This is a genomic window from Methylocella sp., from assembly GCA_037200525.1.
Classification (GTDB): domain Bacteria; phylum Pseudomonadota; class Alphaproteobacteria; order Rhizobiales; family Beijerinckiaceae; genus Methylocapsa.
Window position 1 is genome coordinate 3,040,653 of sequence record JBBCGG010000001.1, and the last position, 19,082, is coordinate 3,059,734.

23 protein-coding genes and 2 pseudogenes are annotated in these 19,082 nt (G+C 57.6%); 17 read left to right on the top strand and 8 right to left on the bottom strand.

Annotated elements, in window-relative coordinates; all coding sequences use genetic code 11:
• Positions 1–122: 122 nt before the first annotated feature.
• Positions 123–683: a terminase TerL endonuclease subunit gene (locus WDN46_14905; GenBank protein ID MEJ0094665.1), complete on the bottom strand. Its 561-nt coding sequence runs from the start codon at positions 681–683 to the stop codon at positions 123–125.
• A 298-nt stretch (positions 684–981) separates the two neighbouring features.
• Here WDN46_14905 and WDN46_14910 point away from each other — a divergent pair, with 298 nt between their 5' ends.
• The 5 genes from WDN46_14910 (at position 982) to WDN46_14930 (ending at position 2,994) form a co-directional block, all read left to right on the top strand.
• Positions 982–1,257, top strand: coding sequence for a hypothetical protein (locus WDN46_14910; GenBank protein MEJ0094666.1), 276 nt, complete (start codon positions 982–984; stop codon positions 1,255–1,257).
• Positions 1,258–1,361: 104 nt separating this feature from the next.
• Positions 1,362–1,733, top strand: coding sequence for a hypothetical protein (locus WDN46_14915; protein ID MEJ0094667.1), 372 nt, complete (start codon positions 1,362–1,364; stop codon positions 1,731–1,733).
• A 4-nt stretch (positions 1,734–1,737) separates the two neighbouring features.
• Complete coding sequence (locus tag WDN46_14920) at positions 1,738–1,860, top strand: hypothetical protein (protein MEJ0094668.1); 123 nt, start codon at positions 1,738–1,740, stop codon at positions 1,858–1,860.
• A gap of 568 nt (positions 1,861–2,428) precedes the next feature.
• Positions 2,429–2,722 (top strand): hypothetical protein, encoded by a 294-nt coding sequence (locus tag WDN46_14925; GenBank protein ID MEJ0094669.1) that lies wholly within the window; start codon positions 2,429–2,431, stop codon positions 2,720–2,722.
• Positions 2,723–2,808: 86 nt separating this feature from the next.
• Complete coding sequence (locus WDN46_14930; protein MEJ0094670.1) at positions 2,809–2,994, top strand: hypothetical protein; 186 nt, start codon at positions 2,809–2,811, stop codon at positions 2,992–2,994.
• Between the two features lie 26 nt (positions 2,995–3,020).
• Here WDN46_14930 and WDN46_14935 read toward each other — a convergent pair whose 3' ends face one another.
• On the bottom strand, positions 3,021–3,977 hold the full coding sequence (locus tag WDN46_14935) for a LysR family transcriptional regulator (protein MEJ0094671.1): 957 nt from the start codon (positions 3,975–3,977) through the stop codon (positions 3,021–3,023).
• 98 nt (positions 3,978–4,075) lie between these two features.
• On the opposite strand from WDN46_14935, the gene WDN46_14940 reads away from it, so the two are divergent.
• On the top strand, positions 4,076–4,441 hold the full coding sequence (locus WDN46_14940; GenBank protein ID MEJ0094672.1) for a nuclear transport factor 2 family protein: 366 nt from the start codon (positions 4,076–4,078) through the stop codon (positions 4,439–4,441).
• A 147-nt stretch (positions 4,442–4,588) separates the two neighbouring features.
• Positions 4,589–5,419, top strand: coding sequence for a LysR substrate-binding domain-containing protein (locus tag WDN46_14945; protein ID MEJ0094673.1), 831 nt, complete (start codon positions 4,589–4,591; stop codon positions 5,417–5,419).
• Here the strand turns inward: WDN46_14945 and WDN46_14950 are convergent.
• The gene (locus tag WDN46_14950) at positions 5,409–6,032 is read right to left on the bottom strand and encodes an IS5 family transposase (protein ID MEJ0094674.1); all 624 of its coding nucleotides are present in this window, start codon (positions 6,030–6,032) and stop codon (positions 5,409–5,411) included. The two genes, WDN46_14945 and WDN46_14950, sit on opposite strands and share 11 nt — an antisense overlap.
• Positions 5,999–6,169: pseudogene (locus WDN46_14955) on the bottom strand (transposase). The gene WDN46_14950 and the pseudogene WDN46_14955 overlap by 34 nt, the downstream one beginning before the upstream one ends.
• Before the next feature lie 570 nt (positions 6,170–6,739).
• On the opposite strand from WDN46_14955, the gene WDN46_14960 reads away from it, so the two are divergent.
• From WDN46_14960 to WDN46_14975, 4 genes are all read left to right on the top strand, one after another.
• A protein-coding gene (locus WDN46_14960; protein MEJ0094675.1) for an IS5 family transposase occupies positions 6,740–7,497 on the top strand; the annotation gives its coding sequence in 2 pieces (ribosomal slippage) (positions 6,740–7,079 and positions 7,079–7,497; 759 coding nt in all).
• Between the two features lie 385 nt (positions 7,498–7,882).
• Complete coding sequence (gene wrbA / locus WDN46_14965) at positions 7,883–8,482, top strand: NAD(P)H:quinone oxidoreductase (GenBank protein MEJ0094676.1); 600 nt, start codon at positions 7,883–7,885, stop codon at positions 8,480–8,482.
• A 261-nt stretch (positions 8,483–8,743) separates the two neighbouring features.
• Positions 8,744–8,941, top strand: a complete 198-nt coding sequence (locus WDN46_14970; GenBank protein MEJ0094677.1) for a hypothetical protein — start codon at positions 8,744–8,746, stop codon at positions 8,939–8,941.
• Positions 8,942–9,224: 283 nt separating this feature from the next.
• Complete coding sequence (locus WDN46_14975; GenBank protein ID MEJ0094678.1) at positions 9,225–9,980, top strand: response regulator; 756 nt, start codon at positions 9,225–9,227, stop codon at positions 9,978–9,980.
• A 135-nt stretch (positions 9,981–10,115) separates the two neighbouring features.
• On the opposite strand, the pseudogene WDN46_14980 reads toward WDN46_14975, so the two are convergent.
• Together WDN46_14980 and WDN46_14985 are read right to left on the bottom strand one after the other, a co-directional pair.
• Positions 10,116–10,321 (bottom strand): annotated as a pseudogene (locus WDN46_14980) (AAA family ATPase).
• Positions 10,318–10,566, bottom strand: a complete 249-nt coding sequence (locus WDN46_14985; GenBank protein ID MEJ0094679.1) for a hypothetical protein — start codon at positions 10,564–10,566, stop codon at positions 10,318–10,320. The pseudogene WDN46_14980 and the gene WDN46_14985 overlap by 4 nt, the downstream one beginning before the upstream one ends.
• Before the next feature lie 298 nt (positions 10,567–10,864).
• On the opposite strand from WDN46_14985, the gene WDN46_14990 reads away from it, so the two are divergent.
• The 6 genes from WDN46_14990 to WDN46_15015 all read left to right on the top strand — a co-directional run bounded on the left by WDN46_14990 (position 10,865) and on the right by WDN46_15015 (position 16,982).
• Positions 10,865–12,361: a recombinase family protein gene (locus WDN46_14990; GenBank protein ID MEJ0094680.1), complete on the top strand. Its 1,497-nt coding sequence runs from the start codon at positions 10,865–10,867 to the stop codon at positions 12,359–12,361.
• Positions 12,358–13,239 (top strand): plasmid partitioning protein RepB C-terminal domain-containing protein, encoded by an 882-nt coding sequence (locus WDN46_14995; GenBank protein ID MEJ0094681.1) that lies wholly within the window; start codon positions 12,358–12,360, stop codon positions 13,237–13,239. Before WDN46_14990 ends, WDN46_14995 begins: the two co-directional genes overlap by 4 nt.
• A 45-nt stretch (positions 13,240–13,284) precedes the next feature.
• Positions 13,285–14,193 carry a plasmid partitioning protein RepB C-terminal domain-containing protein gene (locus WDN46_15000; protein MEJ0094682.1) on the top strand — a complete coding sequence of 303 codons (909 nt, stop codon included), beginning with the start codon at positions 13,285–13,287 and terminating at the stop codon, positions 14,191–14,193.
• 427 nt (positions 14,194–14,620) lie between these two features.
• A complete protein-coding gene (locus WDN46_15005) occupies positions 14,621–14,974 on the top strand; it encodes a transposase (GenBank protein MEJ0094683.1) in 354 nt (117 codons plus the stop codon).
• Positions 14,971–15,315: an IS66 family insertion sequence element accessory protein TnpB gene (gene tnpB, locus WDN46_15010; protein MEJ0094684.1), complete on the top strand. Its 345-nt coding sequence runs from the start codon at positions 14,971–14,973 to the stop codon at positions 15,313–15,315. The genes WDN46_15005 and tnpB overlap by 4 nt, the downstream gene beginning before the upstream one ends.
• A 74-nt stretch (positions 15,316–15,389) precedes the next feature.
• Complete coding sequence (locus tag WDN46_15015; protein MEJ0094685.1) at positions 15,390–16,982, top strand: IS66 family transposase; 1,593 nt, start codon at positions 15,390–15,392, stop codon at positions 16,980–16,982.
• Positions 16,983–18,188: 1,206 nt separating this feature from the next.
• Here WDN46_15015 and WDN46_15020 read toward each other — a convergent pair.
• Together WDN46_15020 and WDN46_15025 are read right to left on the bottom strand one after the other, a co-directional pair.
• Positions 18,189–18,623, bottom strand: a complete 435-nt coding sequence (locus WDN46_15020; GenBank protein ID MEJ0094686.1) for a VirK family protein — start codon at positions 18,621–18,623, stop codon at positions 18,189–18,191.
• A 231-nt stretch (positions 18,624–18,854) separates the two neighbouring features.
• Complete coding sequence (locus WDN46_15025; GenBank protein ID MEJ0094687.1) at positions 18,855–19,025, bottom strand: hypothetical protein; 171 nt, start codon at positions 19,023–19,025, stop codon at positions 18,855–18,857.
• Positions 19,026–19,082: the final 57 nt, after the last annotated feature.

Consider the following 19,082-nt stretch of genomic DNA (forward strand, 5'->3'; position numbering starts at 1 on the left):
TCGAGCGACCTTCCAATGTCTACAAGTCTTACGCATTCTGCGGCAGATCCATTTATCTATCAAGAGCTCCGCTACATCTTACTGCGTGTACACAGATCTTTGCAATAGCGACGCCCCAACCGTTAAACCGCCAATAGACTATGGCCGTCCTCATAGACCGAACGGCCTCCGACCGGCTCCGGGTTTTGGCTCATCAGCGCGACGGCGTTGAAGAGGGCCATCAACGGGTCGATCTTGGCTGAGCCGGAGGCCTGCTTGGTCACGACGATCGAGTTGCCCTTGGGCTCTACTTTCGCGTTGCCGACGCACCATGCCATCATCGCCGATCCGCAATGGACAAGGTTGCCGTCGGCCAATTTGACTTCCGTCATCTTGATCGTGCCGGTCAGCTTGTAGCCCTGCGACACGCCGACGATGCGATCGTCGCCGGAAATGTCGCGCAGCGCCATGGCCTCGACGATCTCTGCGACGCCGTATGGGTCGAGCCCGATGGAGGCCAGAATTCCGGCCAGGTCGATCTCCGCCGCAATGTCGGCCACGGCCTCGAAGGCGATCGACATGCGGTCGACGATGGTGAGATCGCCATGCTCGGCGAAATCGCGCAGTTTCGAGGCCTCGTTTTTGCGCCGCTCGAGCACCGAGACATGCGCAAAGGCGTGGCCCCATGACAGCCATTTGCGCATGATCTTCGATCAGCCGATCGAGCGTGACCCACCCGTTAAGATTGGGCGTGACCATCCACCAATTGGCGGAATCGTTCCACGCGACGTCCTCAGGAAACTCGTAAAGAATGGGTAGCATGGCGCCGCCGATGAGGCCATCGCGGATGGCGCGGGCCTTGGCGAGCTCTGTCTTGAAGACGCCCGCCGGCGGCCGCTCGGACTGCGTCGTGATGAAAAACAGAAACCCTTCCGGCTGAGAGATGAGGCCGCCGCGGAGTTGCCCGATGACGCGGTCGGCGTTGGGGTTGTTGGAGACGACATGCAATTCGTCGACGAGAATGCCGGACGGCTTCACGCCGGTGAGAATGTCGGTCGAAAACGACTTGATCTGAAGGGTCGCGCTGTTGCGCTGATGCGTGATCTTTTTGAGATGCGGTTGAACATGCAACAGGCTGCGCAGAGACTTGTCGGTCGCGATCATGCCCTCGACCTGGCGGAAGGCGAGCTCGGCGATCTGCTGGGTTGGGGCGACGAGGAGGAACTCGGCGTAGGGCCTCTCGTTGATCAGCAGCGCCGCGCCTTGCTGCGCGAATAGTTTTCTACGCCGCGCATCGCCCCGCCGGGCAGCGCTCCACGACGCGACGTCTGTCAACTCAACGCACCGTTATCGCCGCCGATATTTCCTTTGGGGAGACAGGAATGCCAGACGAGTTTCAAAAGCTCGCGTCAACGCAAAAACGACTGAAACAGCGCTCGGCGACGCGGAGACGCGCGAAGGAGCGGATCAAGGCGCAGCAATCGACGATCAGCGCTCTGGAGCAACAATTGCGGCAGACCTTCAGCCGGGAGCACGTCGATATTTTGTGTGAGACCATCACGCGAAAGAACGTCAGAATTCTGGAGCTTGAGACAGCGTTGCAACGGATCAGACGCATTGCAGGTATTTCCGCAAATATAATGCTCAGTCCAAAGCGCATCGGAACTTGGAACGCTCAAGAAATATCCAAGCAATTCCATCGCATCATCGACCGAAGCGTAATCGCCATTAAGACCGTAAGCCAGGCGGCCTAGGCCAATGGAGCGCTGTCGCCCCGACAGTCGAAATCCATGGATTGCCGCCGTTACTTTCACCGTCCATCTTGTGAACATCGCCGCAATGCTCGCGCTCGAGGAAGGCCTTGGCCTGAACCATGAGTGAAACTGACGATGGCTTCGTCCATGAAGGCCATCTGCCAACCGCCAAACAAGCGGCGCAAATTCTTTGCATTTCGCCACGGATCTAGCAGGAGCATGTAAAGGATGGCGCGTTGCCGCGCTCAAAGAACCGACTGAGCGCATTCGTGAAGTTCGCTCCAATGAGGAAGGCCCCATTCAATCAGCAATACGCGGCGATTATTTTCCTCTTAGCGCTTTTGCTCGCGCGGCGGGTCTGAGGCAGTCAGAATGCCTTTTGAAGAAAGATGATGTCGATCTCATCAGCGGCCGGATTAGGACGATTCGTTCGTGGAGTTTATGGAGATCATTGGCCACCTGAGCGATCCCACGCGCTTCGGCGGCCGTGCGGAAGATGCGTTCCATGTCATCGTGCCGTCTCTCCCAGGGTTTGCGTTCTCGGAGAAGCCTGTGGAACCCGTACGGGACGTAAATCGCATCGCTAGGGCGTGGGCAACATTGATGCAGCGGCTCGGATACGACCAATGGGTCGCCCAGGGTGGAGACTGAGGATCCGGTGTAACGCACGCGCTCGGGCATCTGCGACCGCCTGGTTGATTGCCGCTCACGTGAATTGGCCCTTCGTGTTCCCAGCGAAGCTCCCCGAAAACCCGACCGCTTCCGAAAAGCGTGCGATCGACCGGGCCACCTGGTTCGCCAGTGACCAGAACGGCTACTTCAAGGAGCATGCGACTCGCCCCCAGACGATCGGCTACCCGCTTGCAGATTCGGCGTGTGGCCAGGCGCTTTGGATCTACGAGAAATTTCAGGCATGGACCGATAATTCCGGCAATCCGGAGGATGCGCTGTCGTTCGACGCGATGCTCGATGACATCAGTCTTTACTGATTGACGAATACTGCCGCTTCGTCGGCCCGGATATACCGGGAGAACACGCGACGCGGCTTGCAAATCTCTCAGCCGGGCGCATCGATTTGCCGATGGCCGCTTCCATTTTTCCTCGCGAAATCTTCCGTCCGCCCCGCGAGTGGGCCCAGGCTCTTTGGCCGAACCTGTTCTATTGGAACGAGCTCGACAAAGGGGGGCATTTTGCGGCCTTCGAACAACCACAACTGTTTGCCGAAGAGATGCGCCGGGCGTTCAAGTCGCAGCGAGGGTGATCGCCCGCCCGATATTGACCTTATGATTACTTCCGCCGCTGCGCCGGCGGTTTCCAGCCCATAACGGCTTCCGCGCTCCACGACGCGTCGGTCAGCTCCGCGATCAAGAAGTCGGCCAAGACGGAGACCTTTGCGGGACGCGCGCGAGCAGTCGGCGTAACGAAGTACAATCCGCCTTCCGGCAGGCGCCAATCGGTCAGAATCGGCTCCAGTTGGTTCTCTGGAAAATATTGTGTCGCGATAAACTCCGGGAGTTCGGCAATCGCGAGCCCCTCGAGCAACGTCGGTAACAACGCCTCGACGCTCGTGCCCCTTAGCGGCCCTGTTGGAGCAATAGGGCACTCCTCCCCTGTCGCCCGATGAGTGAACCGCCAGAGTTCGCGCTTCGCTCTGTTCGCGTAAGTTAGACACTGATGAGCGCCCAGGTCGTGTGGGTGCTGCGGACGACCGTACCGAGCAATATACGTTGGCGAGGCGACGACAAACCGGCGCACGGGCGCAATGAGTCGTGCGACGAGGGAGGAGTCTTCCATCACGGCAATGCGCAGCGCCGCATCGAAACCACCGCCGATGAGGTCTGCCTGCGCATCCGTGAGATGAAGATCGACTGCGATGTCAGGATACCGACGGATAAACTCGGGCAGCGCAGGCGCGACCCAGCGGGCGCCAAAGGACATCGGGACCGCGAGCTTCACGAGGCCCCGTGGGCGACTGGAGGTTTCGCGTGCGAAATCCTCGGCCTCTTCCGCTTCTGCGTAGATCTTAGAGGCTCGCTCCGCCAGCATTTGGCCATAGTCTGTCAGTGCGAGACGCCGGGACGTTCTATTGAACAGACGTCCCCCCAGTCGCTCCTCAAGACGCGTAACAGCCCGTGAGACGGTGGCCACCGATACACCCATCGTCCGGGCCGCCCCAGCAAAAGATCGCTCCTCTGCCACCTTGGCGAACATCGCCAGCCCCTCGAAGTCAGGCAACTTTGCCATCTACATTCCTGCAACGATAGCTTTCACCCATTTCTATTTCGAAAATCGGTCCTCCGCCACAAATTAATGTGGACCGCAAGGAACCACGGAGACGCGCTATGTCGGACAGAATTCATGAACTACTCAACCGCAACCTTCAGGAGGTTTTTGGTGAAGGCGACCCTGCCCGCCGCCGCGCCGCAATCGAGGACCTCTACACCAGCGACTGCGTTCTTTATGTGCCTCCCGGCGTCTTCGTCGGGCACGACGCGCTGGACAAGTTCGCGGGAGACCTCCGTGCGACTCACCCCCACTTCGCGTATACCCCGCACGGTGAGCCGCAAGCGTTGCATAACGCCGGCCGCTTGGCGTGGGGGTCCGGTTCGCGCGGCGAAAAGCCGGACTATACGGGCGTGGACGTGATCATCGCTCGCGACGGCAAGATCGCGGCGCTCTATGTATTTCTCGACTCAATCCTCCAATAGCATTGGGCGCTCTCGCTGGTCCCTATCACGAAGGACCGCGAGCGCTTTTTTTCCAGCGTTGTCGCTAATGGCACTTCCGGTCGGTCCCGTGGGACCATCGACCGATCTGCCGTCGCTCGCTATGGCGAGACCAAGGAGATTAGAGGGGTGAAGGACCTCAATGACATTCTCGTTTTTGCTGCCGTCGTGAAGCACAGAGGATTTTCCGCCGCCGCCAAGTCACTAAAGCTTCCCAAATCGAGCGTCAGTAGACGGGTTGCCCGCCTTGAATCGCGCCTTGGCGTCCGGCTGCTGGAGCGGTCAACACGCAAGCTTCGACCCACCGACGCTGGGGAGGCGTTTTATACACAATGCAGCGCAATACTTGCAGACTTGGATGACGCTGAACGGGATCTCGCACGGCTGCGTGCGGAGCCCATGGGAAATGTTAGGGTGAGCTGTCCAATCGGAATCGCTCAGAACTTTCTCTCGCAGCTCATTCCCGCTTTCATGGCGAAATACCCGTTGGTGCGGCTGGAGGTAATAGCCACCAACCGCCGCATTGATCTGATCGAGGACAGGATCGACGTTGCAATCCGCGCGCGCCTGCAGCTAGACGACGAAACGCTCATGATGCGGCGCCTTGGCCTGAGCCGATGGATCTTTGTGGCGAGTCCCGACTTCGTCCGGCAGCGGGCGGTCCCAGTGGACCCCGCAGAAATGAACGATTTCCAATATCTGAGTGCCCAAGAGGAGGCGTCGCAGCGCTGGACCCTTCTGGGTCCGAATGGAGTCCGAAAGACGATCAGTTTTGATCCAATCTTATGTAGCAGCGATTTCAACACTCTGATTGCTGCCGCATCTGCTGGACGAGGTATCGCGTTCTTGCCGAAAGAAATAGTCAAGCATGCCATCGAAAAAGGTCGTCTTCTCCATATATTTCCGGATTGGAGTTCTGAAGAAGTTACGACCTATCTAGGCTCAGGACTCATTGATTGAGATAGAAGAGGACGGCGGCTGCGATGCAGATGGCGGAGAAGAAGGTGTGGGCGCATCGATCATAGCGGGTTGCGATGCGCCGCCAGTCCTTGAGCTTGGCGAACATGTTCTCGATTTTGTGACGCTGGCGGTAGAGCGTCTTGTCATAGGCAATGGGAAGCTTGCGGCTTCTGGTTGGCGGGATGCAGGGCTCGACGCCCCTGGCCTTCAGCGCGGCGCGGAACCAGTTGCTGTCGTAGCCCCTGTCGGCGATCAACATTGAAGCGGGCGGTAAAGCCTTGAGCATCAGCCGCGCGCCCTTGTGGTCGCTCATCTGGCCCTCCGAGAGCAACATGACGAGGGGCTTGCCGGCGCCGTCGCAAACGACGTGGAGCTTCGAGTTCAGTCCGCCTTTCGTGCGCCCGATACGGCGGGGAAGAGCCCCTTTTTGAGCAGGCTCGCCGCTGTGCGATGCGCCTTCAGATGCGTGGCGTCGATCATGATGCGCTCGGGCTTTGGACCTTCGCCAGCGAGCGCGGCGAATATGCGGTCGAAGACGCCGAGCCGGCTCCAGCGGATGAAGCGATTGTAAAGCGTCTTGTGCGGCCCGTAATCCTTGGGCGCATCTTTCCATTGCAGGCCGTTGCGGATCACATAGACGATTCCGCTGACCACCCGACGGTCGTCAACCCGCGGAACGCCATGCGACAGAGGAAAATGCGGCGCAAGCCGCGCCATCTGCCGCTCGCCCAACAAAAACAAATCACTCATCCCAGCCTCCCCATGCGGAGACCAGGAATCACATCTCAGGCAAATTTAATAGGTCCTGAGCCTAGTGTTCATGACGCGCCGCGGGCTCAACCCAGCTGTCCGCGCCTTCATCGATTTCCTGGCAGAAAACTACGGACAACAGGTCTGCCTGAGCGGGAACGCGGCCGCGTGAAGGTGGAGCGCTAGACCGACCGGTGCCCCACCAGGCAATTGTTCCTCTTGGGGAACGCACTGTTGTCCAAATGATGCGTAGTGAAAATCTTGCCGCGAGCCTAACCTATGCAGGCATACTTCTTCGTCTGTAGGAATATGTCATGTGTAATTCTTCTCATTCGGCGGTAATCTCCTGAAAACGACGAGTAATGACCGAAGCGTGGAGTGGCACGCTGAAGATTTCGTGTTTCGAATCCCCGCATGCGGGCGCGAACTGTTCCTGAGCAGGGCTCCTTCAAATGGCGACCTGCGAGTGACTCGTGGCTGAGGGAATAGAAACTCTCCTAGGGCCCAGACCCATAAAATGGTTGGCGTGACAGGCGGATTGTGATTCACAGCTTCCGAAAGGAAGCGACTATGAATCGGGATCAATTCTGGCTGACGGACGCGCAGTTCGCGAAGATCGCGCCGCATCTTCCCACGGACACGCGCGGCAAGGCGCGCGTCGATGATCGCCGGGTGATCAGCGGGATCATTCATGTGCTGAAATCTGGCGGACGCTGGATTGACGCGCCGCTGGAGTACGGGCCAAAGAAGACTCTCTACAATCGCTACGTTCGCTGGGCTGCTAAGGGCGTTTGGATCGATCTGTTCCACGCGCTTGCGCAAGCAGGCGGGCCGCCGGCGCGGGTCCTCATCGACTCCTCGGCGGTCAAGGCGCATTGCTCGGCCAGTGGCGGCAAAGGGGGGAGAAGAATCAGGCCATCGGCCGTTCGCGCGGCGGGCGCACAACCAAAATCCACGCATTGACCGATGCGGACTGCCGCCCGCTGTCTTTCATGCTCACCGGCGGCCAAATCGCCGATTGCTCGGCGGGCGCGGAGCTTATCGCGCGACTTCCTCCTTGCGAAATCCTCCATGGCGACAAGGGCTACGACGCAAATGCGATCCGTCGGCAGGTCGAGGAGCGCGGAGCTATGCCGAATATCCCGCCCAAGGCCAATCGCAGGTGGAAGAACTGCTTCTCGCCCTTCCTCTATCGAAACCGCAACGCCATCGAACGCATGTTCTGCCGCCTGAAAGACTTCAGGCGCGTGGCTACCCGCTACGACCGAAACGCCATAAACTTCCTCGCGACAGTCTGCATCGCCGCTACCGTTTGCTACTGGTTGTGAGTCTGGACCCTAAAGCGCAGTCTTCACGAAGTCTTCGGCGAACGAGTTGCAGTGAGGAGACGCGCGGCGATCGCACAGCTTTGGGCTGAAGATTGTGTCCTCTTAATCCTAGGGGCCGGACAAGCGGGCGCGACGAGCTGGACTCCCGCGAAGAGCCCATCAGGGTGTTGATGTGGCTCTCGTGCGGAACGGCCATATTTCGCTGATGTTCACATTTTTGGATCGGGTACCAACGAAACTGTAGCTCATCACACCGAAGGGAGCGGTTTCGATCTAAGTACAAGTAGTGCGTCAAAGAGAAGGCTGCGGTCTGTAGCTACGACGCAGTAGCGTTAGTGCTGCGTCATTTGTGAGGTCGGCCTCAAACACAAGAAAGAGGACAAATATGGCCAAAATTTTGGTTCTTTATTATTCGGCGTATGGGCATATTGAAGCGATGGCGAATGCTGTGGCGGAAGGGGCTCGCGAAGGCGGTGCGCACGTCGATATTAAGCGAGTTGCGGAACTCGTCCCCGAGGAAATCGCCCGCAAGTCCTACTATAAACTTGACCAGCCGGCACCGATTGCGACTATTGAAGAACTTGGAAATTACGATGCAATCATCATCGGCGCTGGCACGAGATTCGGACGACTGGCTTCGCAGATGGCAAACTTCTTGGATCAGGCAGGGGGCCTTTGGCTGCGCGGCGCACTGAACGGCAAGGTGGGAGGCGCCTTCACTTCAACCGCGACGCAGCACGGCGGCCAGGAAATGACTCTGTTCTCCATCATCGCCAATCTCCTGCACTTCGGAATGGTCATTGTTGGACTCGACTATGGATACGGCGGCCAGATGACCCTGGATGAAATAACTGGTGGATCTCCTTACGGAGCGACGACCATCGCCGGCGGCGACGGATCGCGCCAGCCAAGCGAAAACGAGCTTCAAGGGGCACGATACCAGGGACGTAAGATTGCCGAGGCGACCATCAAGCTTTGGGGTTGAGATCCACGTCCGTCTGGCTGGGCAAACGCTTGGTGAGTTTGTCCGCTCGCTGCGTCCCGCGGCCTTTTTGCCGGTGAAACGACGCAGCCGGGAAAAAACGGGTTAGTCGGCGGAAGGCTAGAACCGACGGCCAACCGTATTGCAGCGTATCTTGCAAAAGCAGCGATCGCCGACCTGTAGACCGAGAGGGTAGCCGGGCGCTGGAAGGAAGACGGCAACTGGGGAACGTGTACTCTTGGCGACGTCCTTGCTGCCGCCGAGATGACGAAGCTGAATTTCAGCGCTGCGCTTTACGCTCCTCTTCGGCTCAACGTGTACGAAAATGCTCGAGGCGGAACGACCTTTGAGTACGATAAGCCCTCAACGCAGTTTGGGCAGTTCCACAATGCCGAAATCGACGAGGTCGCCCAGACCCTCGATGACCACATGCTACGTCTGATCAAGAAGGTGAGCGCTTAAGGCGCTTGCCCACGCCGGAGGAGTGCGGAACCACATCGGTTTGCCCAAACTGACCCATCGGGTGTTCCTATTCCCTTCGATGCTAAAAAGCGCAGGTTCGCGTTCGCTGCGCACCCCCGCCGGGAGGACCATCTCTTCGGCTATCCGTGATGTCCGCAGCTACGCCAACACGCCAAATTACGCGGAGACGAAATCATGCGGAGGACCCGCCGAGCGACCTGACCTCGGAGGCCAGACCCCAGCTCACCGTCGGCCGCCTGGGATTTCCAAGGAATATAGAGACATGAACGACGACGGCCGGCCGGGAGGCATCCTCGTCGTCGATGACGATGCAGCCATGCGAAGCATGGTCATCAATTTCCTCGAAGAAAATAACTTGCGCACCATTTCAGCCTCAGGACAGCAAGATATGGCTCGTCACTTTGCGAGAGACAAACCCCGTTTGGTTATTCTTGATCTGCAACTTGGCCGAGAGGACGGGCTCGAGTTATTGCGAGATATCCGGTCGCGCTCCGGCGTCCCAGTCATCATTGTCACTGGCCATCGGCGCGAAGAGACCGACCGGGTGGTTGGCTTGGAACTTGGCGCCGATGATTACGTCACCAAACCTTTCAGTCTCCGAGAGCTGCTGGCGCGCATTCGGGCAGTGTTGCGGCGACGGAAAACCGAGCGCGTCGCGCCTCCGCAAGGGCCGGAGCTCGGCGTTTACACATTTGGTGGGTGGCAGTTCGATCGGCGCTTTGCCCGCCTGACCGACTCCAGTGAAATTGCGGTTACGCTGACGAAGAGCGAGCGCGCCCTCCTCATTGCGTTCCTCGAAGCGCCGCAGCGCACACTCTCTCGCGAGTACCTTATTCAGGCGACTCGCCGGCATGAGGACATCTCTGATCGAAGCATTGATGTGCAGATCCTGCGGCTGCGGCGGAAGTTGGAGGCCGACCCTAGCGCCCCGCGGATCATTCAGACACATCACGGATTCGGCTATGTGTTTGCTCTGGAGGTCAAGCGGGTTGACCGGGCGGACGGGATCGGGCTTTGACACCGCCCAAAAAACTCAGTCCAAACAGTTCATGTGGGATTTGTATTTGAGGACCCGCAGTCAGGATGCAATGCGCCGGCTGTTCAATTTTCGGCGCGATCGCGCGGCACATTCGGGCACCTCCAGGTTCTCAACCGGGAGATACTTGCCTTGATAGAAATCATGCTCATCAACGGGCGGCCGTCGGTTGAGCGGGTGGGGGCCGAGGACCAGGTCGATTGCCTCGAACACTGACGATTTTCCGGTGTTGCTATCTCCAATCAGCACCGCATGATCGGGTAGCACCAGCTTAGCGAACGGATGCCTCGAAAATTCTCAATCACTACGGAAAATATCTTCACGGCAATCCCCGTGGGGCCGACGCACGGATATCGTCTATCGCGGTCAAGAGGTCAACAAGCAGCTGGCGCAGTTCGGAAAAGCCCGCCGCCGTTCGAAGCTCTCCCCGGTCAGCGAGGTCGAGAACACCTCCAAGCACAACGTCGGAATATCGGAGCAGATAAATCAGGTTTTCGCCGCTCGGACCATTTTTCGCGTCGAACCAATTGCGGACGGCGCGCTCATTCGCTCGCGTGAGCCTCGCCACCGTTTTTATTGCGGACGTGCCCCCGCCAAATTCCTCCCTTAGAGCCGAGGCGATTATCTCAGCGAATGGGGGGCGACCAGCCTCTGCTGAGGCCGGAAAAGATCTTCCAGATTTTGACTGAACTTTTCGGTCGTTCTTGGTGAAGGACATTCCTGTTCACTCCCCGTAGCCTCGTCGAGCGACGAAATCGTTCTCCAGGGGTCCGCTCGAGTAATCGTGATATGTGATGATGAGTTCGGTAGCTCCGAGAAACGACGACTATCCCCACCGTAGAGTTCGGGCTGCGCAATACGTGCGTATGTCGACCGATCATCAAAAATACTCGACAGAAAACCAGGCCGATATTATTGCGCAGTATGCTGATCGTCGTGGTTTCGAGATCGTCAGGACTTATCAGGATTCGGGCAAAAGCGGTCTGCGTCTGGATGGCAGACAAGCGCTCCAACGCTTGATTGCAGACGTTCGCAGCGGGTGTGCGGAATTTGCCGCCATCCTTGTATATGACGTCAGCCGCTGGGGTCGGTTTCAGGACGCTGATGAAAGCGCCTATTACGAGTTTATTTGTCGTGAGGCAGGCATTGCAGTTCGATATTGCGCTGAGCAATTCGAGAATGATGGAAGCCTGAGCGCCACTATCATCAAAAGTATGAAGCGAGCCATGGCGGGGGAGTATAGCCGCGAGCTGTCCGCTAAAGTGTTCACAGGCCAGTGTCGCCTTATCCGCATGGGTTTTCGCCAAGGTGGCCCGGCTGGCTTCGGCCTGCGACGCCAATTGCTTGATGAGCATCGGACACCGAAAGTCCTGTTGGGTCGGGGAGAGTATAAAAGTTTGCAAACAGATCGCGTCGTCCTAACTCCGGGGCCGCCTGACGAGGTCGAGGTGGTTCGCCGCCTCTATCGAATGTTCGTCGTGCAGCGGCGCACTGAGAGCGAGATCGCCGCCATCTTAAACGCCGAGAAAGTTCCAGGCGATCTTTATCGGCCTTGGACGCGCGGAGCAGTCCATCAAATTTTGACTAATGAGAAGTATGTCGGCAATAACGTTTACAATCGCGTTTCTTTCAAGCTCAAAGCAAAACGCGTTGCGAACCCTCCAGGTATGTGGGTGCGCAGCAACGGAGCCTTCGAACCGATCGTGGAGGCCGACTTCTTCGAAGCCGCGCAAAGGATCGTCCAAGATCGAAGCCGACGGTTCAGCGACCAGGACCTGCTCGATCGTCTTTCGACGCTGCTTGCCACAAAAGGATGGCTCTCGGGGCTTGTAATCGACGAAGCCGAGGACATGCCGTCCAGTTCCACCTTCCGTCATCGGTTCGGAAGCTTGGTCCGCGCCTATCAGCTCGTTGGCTATTCGCCGTCTCGTGATTACCGTTACATCGAAACCAACCGAACGTTGCGGGCACTCCACCCGGACGTCGTCGCGCAAGTTGTCGTCGATATTGAAAGCGCAGGAGGCACGGTGCGCCGCAACCCTCTGAATGATCTCCTCACGATCAATGATGAGTTCAGGGCTTCGGTAGTCATTGTGCGCTGCCAAATGACAACAGCGGGCGGCCTGCGATGGAAGGTTCGACTGGATAGCGGCCTCAGGCCCGACATCACAATCGCGGTCCGCATGAAACCGGATAACGCGGGAGTTTACGACTATTACCTGCTACCGTGGCTAGACGTCGGATCAGTCTCGAATCTACGCCTCGCGCCAGAAAACGGCATTCTTCTTGACGCCTACAGATTCGACACCCTCGACGCTTTCTTTGACCTTGGGCGTCGAACGCCATTGCGAGCCGCCCTATGACCGAAGGTCACGAAATCCGCATGGTGCCGATCGACGCCATTAAGGTGCTGAACCCTCGTGTTCGCAATAAGCGAATCTTTCAGGAGCTGATCGACAGCATCGCCCACTTGGGTTTGAAAAAGCCGATCACAGTAAGTCAACGTCCTGGCAATGCACGATATGATTTGGTTTGTGGCCAAGGGCGGCTCGAAGCCTTCATGGCCTTGGGGCAGCTAGAAATCCCGGCGATAGTGCTCGACGCAACTGAAGAAGATTGCTTCGTGATGAGCTTGGTCGAGAACCTTGCCCGCCGGCACCACACCTCGATCGAGCTAGTGCGCGCAATCGGCGCTCTGAGGGAGAGGGGATATTCACATTCGGAAATTGCCATCAAATTGGATTTCAGTGCCGAATATGTCAACTCCATTTGTTACCTGCTCCAACATGGCGAGGAGAAGCTCATCAATGCCGTCGATCGCGGCGTTATACCGCACTCAATTGCCGTAGAGATCGCTCGCGCCAAAGAAGGTGATGTTCAGCGAGCACTAGCGCAGGCTTATGAGGAGAAGGCCATCCCGGGCAACCAAGTGCTGGCGATCCGGAAAATCATCGAGCAGCGAAACACCAGTGGCAAGGCGGTACGTCTGCGGAATCGGCGGGAACGCCGCACCTTAAAGCGAGTAACCTCCGAAAACCTTATACGTGCTTATCAGAAGGAAACCGAAAGGCAGAGGCTTCTCGTCAAACGGGCGACGCTTGCTCGCAGTCGACTGCTATTTGTGTCGAATGCGCTGAAACGCCTTCTTACCGATGATCATTTTTTGACGCTTCTGCGCGCCGAAGGCCTACACTCTCTACCGAGCGCGTTAGCCGAGCGCATCGAAACCGGGAGGCCATAAGCGATGCCGGGAAGGGTAAAAATCGCGTTTGAACGTGCAGTGCTTATGGTAGCATTGAGCGAAATCTTCCCGTCGAAGCTACTAGCGCCAGCTCTCAAAGAAACCGCTAAGTATAAGCGCATTGTCGCGTCGGTGGCTCAGTTAGGTTTGATCGAACCGCTTTCAGTTGCTCGTCAGAAGGATGGTTCACATCTCCTTCTCGACGGGCATGTCAGATTCGATGCGCTACAGCAGCAGGGAGCCCTCCACGCTAGCTGCATCGTCGCCAACGATGACGAGGCGTTCACTTATAACAAGCGCATCAATCGTCTGGCTCCAATCCAAGAGCACCATATGATAGTTCGAGCTCTTGAGCGGGGTGTTCCCGAAGAGAAGCTCGCTCGAGCGCTCGATGTAGACGTGAAGGTAATCCGGCAGCGACGGCACATGCTCACCGGCATTAGCGGTGAGGTCGAAGAGTTGCTGAAGGATAAGCCGGTCGGTCACCGCTCTTTCCAGGTCCTTCGGAAGATGAAGCCGATTCGGCAGCTCGAGGTGGCCGAGCTGATGACGTCCGCAAATAACTTCAGTTCCAGCTATACTAAAGCCTTATTGGCCACGACCAAGCCAGCAGATCTCCATAAGCCGGACGAACTCACAAGAGCTACCGGTCTTTCCACTGAACAGATGATGCGTCTCGAGCGAGAGATGTCCTCGATAAGCGAAGATTATAAAGAATTGGAGGTATCCTATGGCGACGACATGTTAGTTCTAGTTGTTGCCGCCGGCTTTTTGGAGCGGTTGCTTTCCAAGCCCGCCATCGAACGCTTCCTGGCTAACCGCCACCCCGAATTTCTGGAAAACTTCCGATCTATCGTTCTGACCGCTTCGCTTGACCAAGCTCCTCCTCCTGCCGCATTGAAAGCCCGGTCCAAATGCTTTGTGGGCGGGAGCAAGGGCGTACCAGCGAAGTGATAGACCTTCGATTTCGTGATGACCTACATCACTGTCGCGTCCCGGCATTGACCTTCGGGCGCCATGTCGGTCGAAAACTTATCCGGAGCCGAGCCCGAGGACATATGGCAATCGCTGCCATCGCCTGATGGTTGGGCAGCGTTTGTGGGCTCAGTTCGGGGGTTTCAGTGCGCTTGCGCGCTGTCCTATCTATACCGGCTCAAAAACCAAAGATGGCGGCCTTCGTTTTTAAACGTAAGCGCCAAGCTGGACCCATATGGCGGAGCGTCTGACGAGCAGGTATTTATGCGGGAGCTGCAATAAAGTAAGCGCCAAGCTGGACCCATATGGCGGAGCGTCTGACGAGCAGGTATTTATGCGGGAGCTGCAATAAATGCTGGTTTGAACTTCTATGTCTGCGCATAGGTCTAGGGATAGAAGCTTCCATATGATCGAGGTGCTTCCTGATCGTCTTGAGGGAGCACCGTCGCAGCTGCGGCGGCGATGGTCGGACGAGATCAAAGAACAGGCCGTAGCTGCATCTCTGGTGCCTGGAGCGAATGTCTCGGCGATCGCCCGAGGCATCGGCATCAGTCCCGCGCAGCTTTTTGATTGGCGGCGCATGGCCTTACGTAAGGGATCGGCCAGCCTGCCAGCGCCACCGGCGGATGCATCTCTTGAAGTCACGCAGCCCACGCCTTGCGTTATCGAAATTGTTGTCGGCGGCGTTGTCATCCGCGCGGATGCGACGGCCGACGAAACACATTTGCGGCGCGTGATCCGCGCGGTTCGTTCGGCATGATCCCATCGGGCGTCAAAGTGTTTCTGGCAAGTCACCCGATCGATTTTCGCAAGGGCGTAGACGGTTTGCTGTCCCTGGTCCGTGACAGCGGCAGCGATCCATTCGATGGCGCGCTTTACGTCTTCCGTGCAAAAAGGGCCGACAGAATCAAAATTGTATTTTGGGATGGATCCGGCGTTTGTCTTTATGCGAAACGTCTTGAGAAAGCGCAGTTTTGCTGGCCGAAGATCGGGCATAGCCGGATTCAACTCAACCAGGCTCAGTTAATGGCGCTGGTCGATGGGATGGACTGGAAACGCGTTCACGCGGTGGCAGTGAAACGGCCGGAGTTTGCTGGATAAAACGCCTGCGACAGAGTGAATCGGGCGTTTCAATAGGGCGGCAATCGCGGGCAAAATGTGCTCTTATGAGCCCCATGGTAGTGCCTGGCTCCAAGCTCCCCGACGACGTTGATGCGCTCAAGGCCATGGTGTTGGCCATGACTGAAAAAGCGGCTCGCGCGGAAGCTCTTGAAGCCGAAGTTGCCGATCTCAAAGCCTTGAATGCGAGCGCCGACGAACGCATCGCGCGACTGACCTCCATCCTCAAGGCATTGGAACGGGCAAGGTTCGGGCGCCGCTCCGAGAAGCTTGGCTCGAAAGCTCTTGATGACGAACAGAGTGCCTTCGTCTTCGACGAGATTGAAACGGGGATCGGAGCCATCCAGGCCGAACTCGACAAGCGGCCCAGTCCCGATAAGGCCAAACGAGCCGCACGTCCCCGCAAAGGTTTTGCCGCCCATCTCGAGCGGCTCGAAATCGTCATCGAACCGGACACTCTTCCCGAGAATGAAGGCAAACAGAAGATCCTGATCGGCGAAGATGTCTCCGAGCGGCTCGATGTCACGCCGGCCAAGTTCCGCGTCATCGTCACGCGCCGGCCTAAATACGCATTCAAGAATGAGGATGGTGTCATCCAGGCTCCAGCGCCGGCCCATATCATCGAGGGCGGCGTTCCGACGGAAGCTCTCCTGGCGCTTATTGCCGTTTCCAAATATGCCGATGGCCTGCCGCTTTACCGGCAAGAGGCCATCTACACGCGCGACAAGGTGGAACTCAATCGCGCCCTGATGGCCCAATGGATGGGCCGGCTCGGGTTTGAACTTGAGATCCTCTCTGAACACGTCCTCACCCGGATCAAACAGGCGGAAAGAATCTTCGCCGACGAAACGACCTTGCCGACCTTGGCGCCCGGTTCCGGCAGCACAAAGACAGCCTATCTCTGGGCCTATGCGAGAGACGATCGCCCCTTTGGCGGCAGCGGCCCGCCGATGGTTGCCTATCGCTTCGAAGATAGCCGGTCTGGCGATTGTGTCGCCCGTCATCTCGGTGGTTATAGGGGCATTCTGCAGGTCGACGGATATACGGCCTACAATCGCCTCGCGAGGCCAGACCGCGGCAATGACGCCGTCACGCTCGCGGGATGTTGGAGCCATGTCCGGAGACGATTTTACGAACTGCACGTCAATGGCAGCTCCGAGCTTGCCACGGCTACGATTGAACGCATGACCCATCTATGGGAGGTCGAGGAAAACGTCCGGGGCAAAGAGCCAGAAGTGCGCGCTGCGGCCCGGCAAGAAACTGCGGTGGCGATCGTCGCTGATCTGTTCAGGCTTTGGCAAGATGCGCTCCCACGTATCTCCGGCAAGTCTAAGCTCGCCGAGGCGATACGTTACGCCATCTCACGCCGGGCGACGCTCGAACGCTTCCTGAATGATGGCCGCATCGAGATCGACTCCAACATCGTAGAGCGTGCAATCCGGCCGCAAACAATCACACGAAAAAACTCACTCTTCGCCGGCAGCGATGGTGGAGGCCGTACTTGGGCATCCATAGCCACATTGCTGCAAACTGCAAAAATGAACGACATCGATCCTCAGGCCTGGCTCACCCAGACACTCGAGCGCGTCGCAAACGGCTGGCCCAATGCCGAAATCGATGCCCTCATGCCCTGGAAATACGCCGCCTGAACGGCCTCGGCTAAGCGCTTACTTTTAAACGGCGTCCTGATCAACACAAATGCGGCCTTTTCGCTCTCGAACTCGTCCGCAGGCGATTTACGCGTGCCGCTCGCGCCGCCCAAATTTCAGACCGTACAGGAGCGACGCCATAAGGCAGTCTCGTGAGCTCATCTAGCTGCATACGGACATCGCAGTGCCCTATCTTGAATGCCAAAGCCGTGTCTCATCTATGAAAGCTTGGACGGCCCGACGTTCGGGATGAGATCTGCACTCCAAGATTCACCACGCAGCATAGCTAATGCAGCTTCAACCAGACAATTTTTTTCGGTGGCGAGATGGTGGCGACATGGACTGAAAATACGAAAGCCGCCCCTAAGGGCGGCTTCATAAAAGAGCTGCGTATTCATATAGTTAATTTGGTTGCGGGGACAGGATTTGAACCTGTGACCTTCAGGTTATGAGCGTGACAGGCCAGCGGGCTACCCAGATACAAGAACCCGAGAAAGCGGCGGCGCGCAGATCGTCCATTGCGCAACAGCAATTCGAGCGAAGTTTCCTTACTGTCGACCAATCAAATAATTCGAAGCGGAAAAAATTTTTGGCCGGAGCTGCGTGCCCGGAGGACATGCGGCTGACTTCGATTTTACCCACCGCGTAGCTTTATAGATTCGGCTAGCGAATCTTCATTGGGGCCCGCTGCGTCCAATTCCGCCTTCGTGGTCACCAGGTGGTCACCAACGCGAGAGCTGATCCTGGCGTCAAACGGCGAAGATGTGAATTACGCTGAGATATCAACGAGAGAATTGGTCGGAGTGGCGGGATTCGAACCCACGACCCCTAGTCCCCCAGGCCGGATAGCTGATTCCTAAAACGCCAAACCAATCAAATAGATACTCCCTCTCAATTTAATTCCGTGGGATTTTTCGTGGGACATTTTGCTTCGGGGCTGCATCGGGATTACGCTTGTGGATGACCAGCGCGGTGGTCACCTGCTCATTCAGACCAGCATCACGAAAGCGCCATCACTACGCGCTGATTTTGGGAGAAGAGCGCGGATTTCCCGACGGGGACCGAGAAGTTATATCGTCGCGTTCGGGCACCCTTCTGATCCGGCTGCGGCGCTCCCCACTTTGCCGAAGGAGCGCCCCTGTTCCATGAGGCACCCCCTGAGGGACCCGGCGCTTCGCCGACCCCATCCCTGTAGCGTCGCATCAGTTACCAGTGGAAAGCCACTCCCTCACCCATGCTGCAATCAAACTCCGCCTCATGGAAGACCGCATAGGTAACCGGGTTTAGGAAGCGCGTTTTCGCATCAACTTTCCCCGCTCGGTCGACTTTGAAGGAAAGAAACTCGTCCACCGGCGTGTTGTCGCTTCTCACAGTGAAATGCGTCGTCGCGAACGCTATGCCTTGATCGCCTTCCATGTAGCCTTCGAAGTGCAGACTCCCACGAACAAGGGGGCCTGGTTTTTCCGTGCTGTGGACGAGACATTTCGAAAGATCGAGCGTCATGCGGATGTCCTTGCCATCCAGCACCGCCTTTTCCAGTTCCGCATAATTCTGCGCGTCGGTCGCAGCTGCGTCGCGGATAACGCCGAAGCTAGCCAGCCCAGCCAGAAGGACCCCGAAGGAAAAAACACGTGACCGCATATATTATTACCTCGTTGATTTTATAGCCGACGCGGACCCCAGAGCGACGTCGCCGGCTCAGATGCGACCACGTCGCCGCCGCTTTGCCGCATTAGAGGCAAACAACTGTCCACGCTTGCACGAAGCGCGCTGGCGGCTCGCTTTCCACAGACTTGGGGTCACGGCTGAAATTAATCACGGCCGCGCGAAGCAGCCTCTAGTCCGCCACGGCCAAACGCCCTGTTCCGCAGCTCATTGATTGACCCGCCGCGACACATATTTGCTGACATAAAAGGCTGCGCCAAGGGTCAAAACCCCAAGGCCCGCTAGGAGAACGGGCTCGGTAAGGCCTAGGATTTTGCTTTGCAGCGTGGCGGTCCCCAAAACCCCACCGACTATGAACGCGGAGTTCAATATGTTCACCCCGCCGAAAACTCTTGCTCGCCGCTCTGCAGCGACGTCCACCTGAATTGCGGTAAA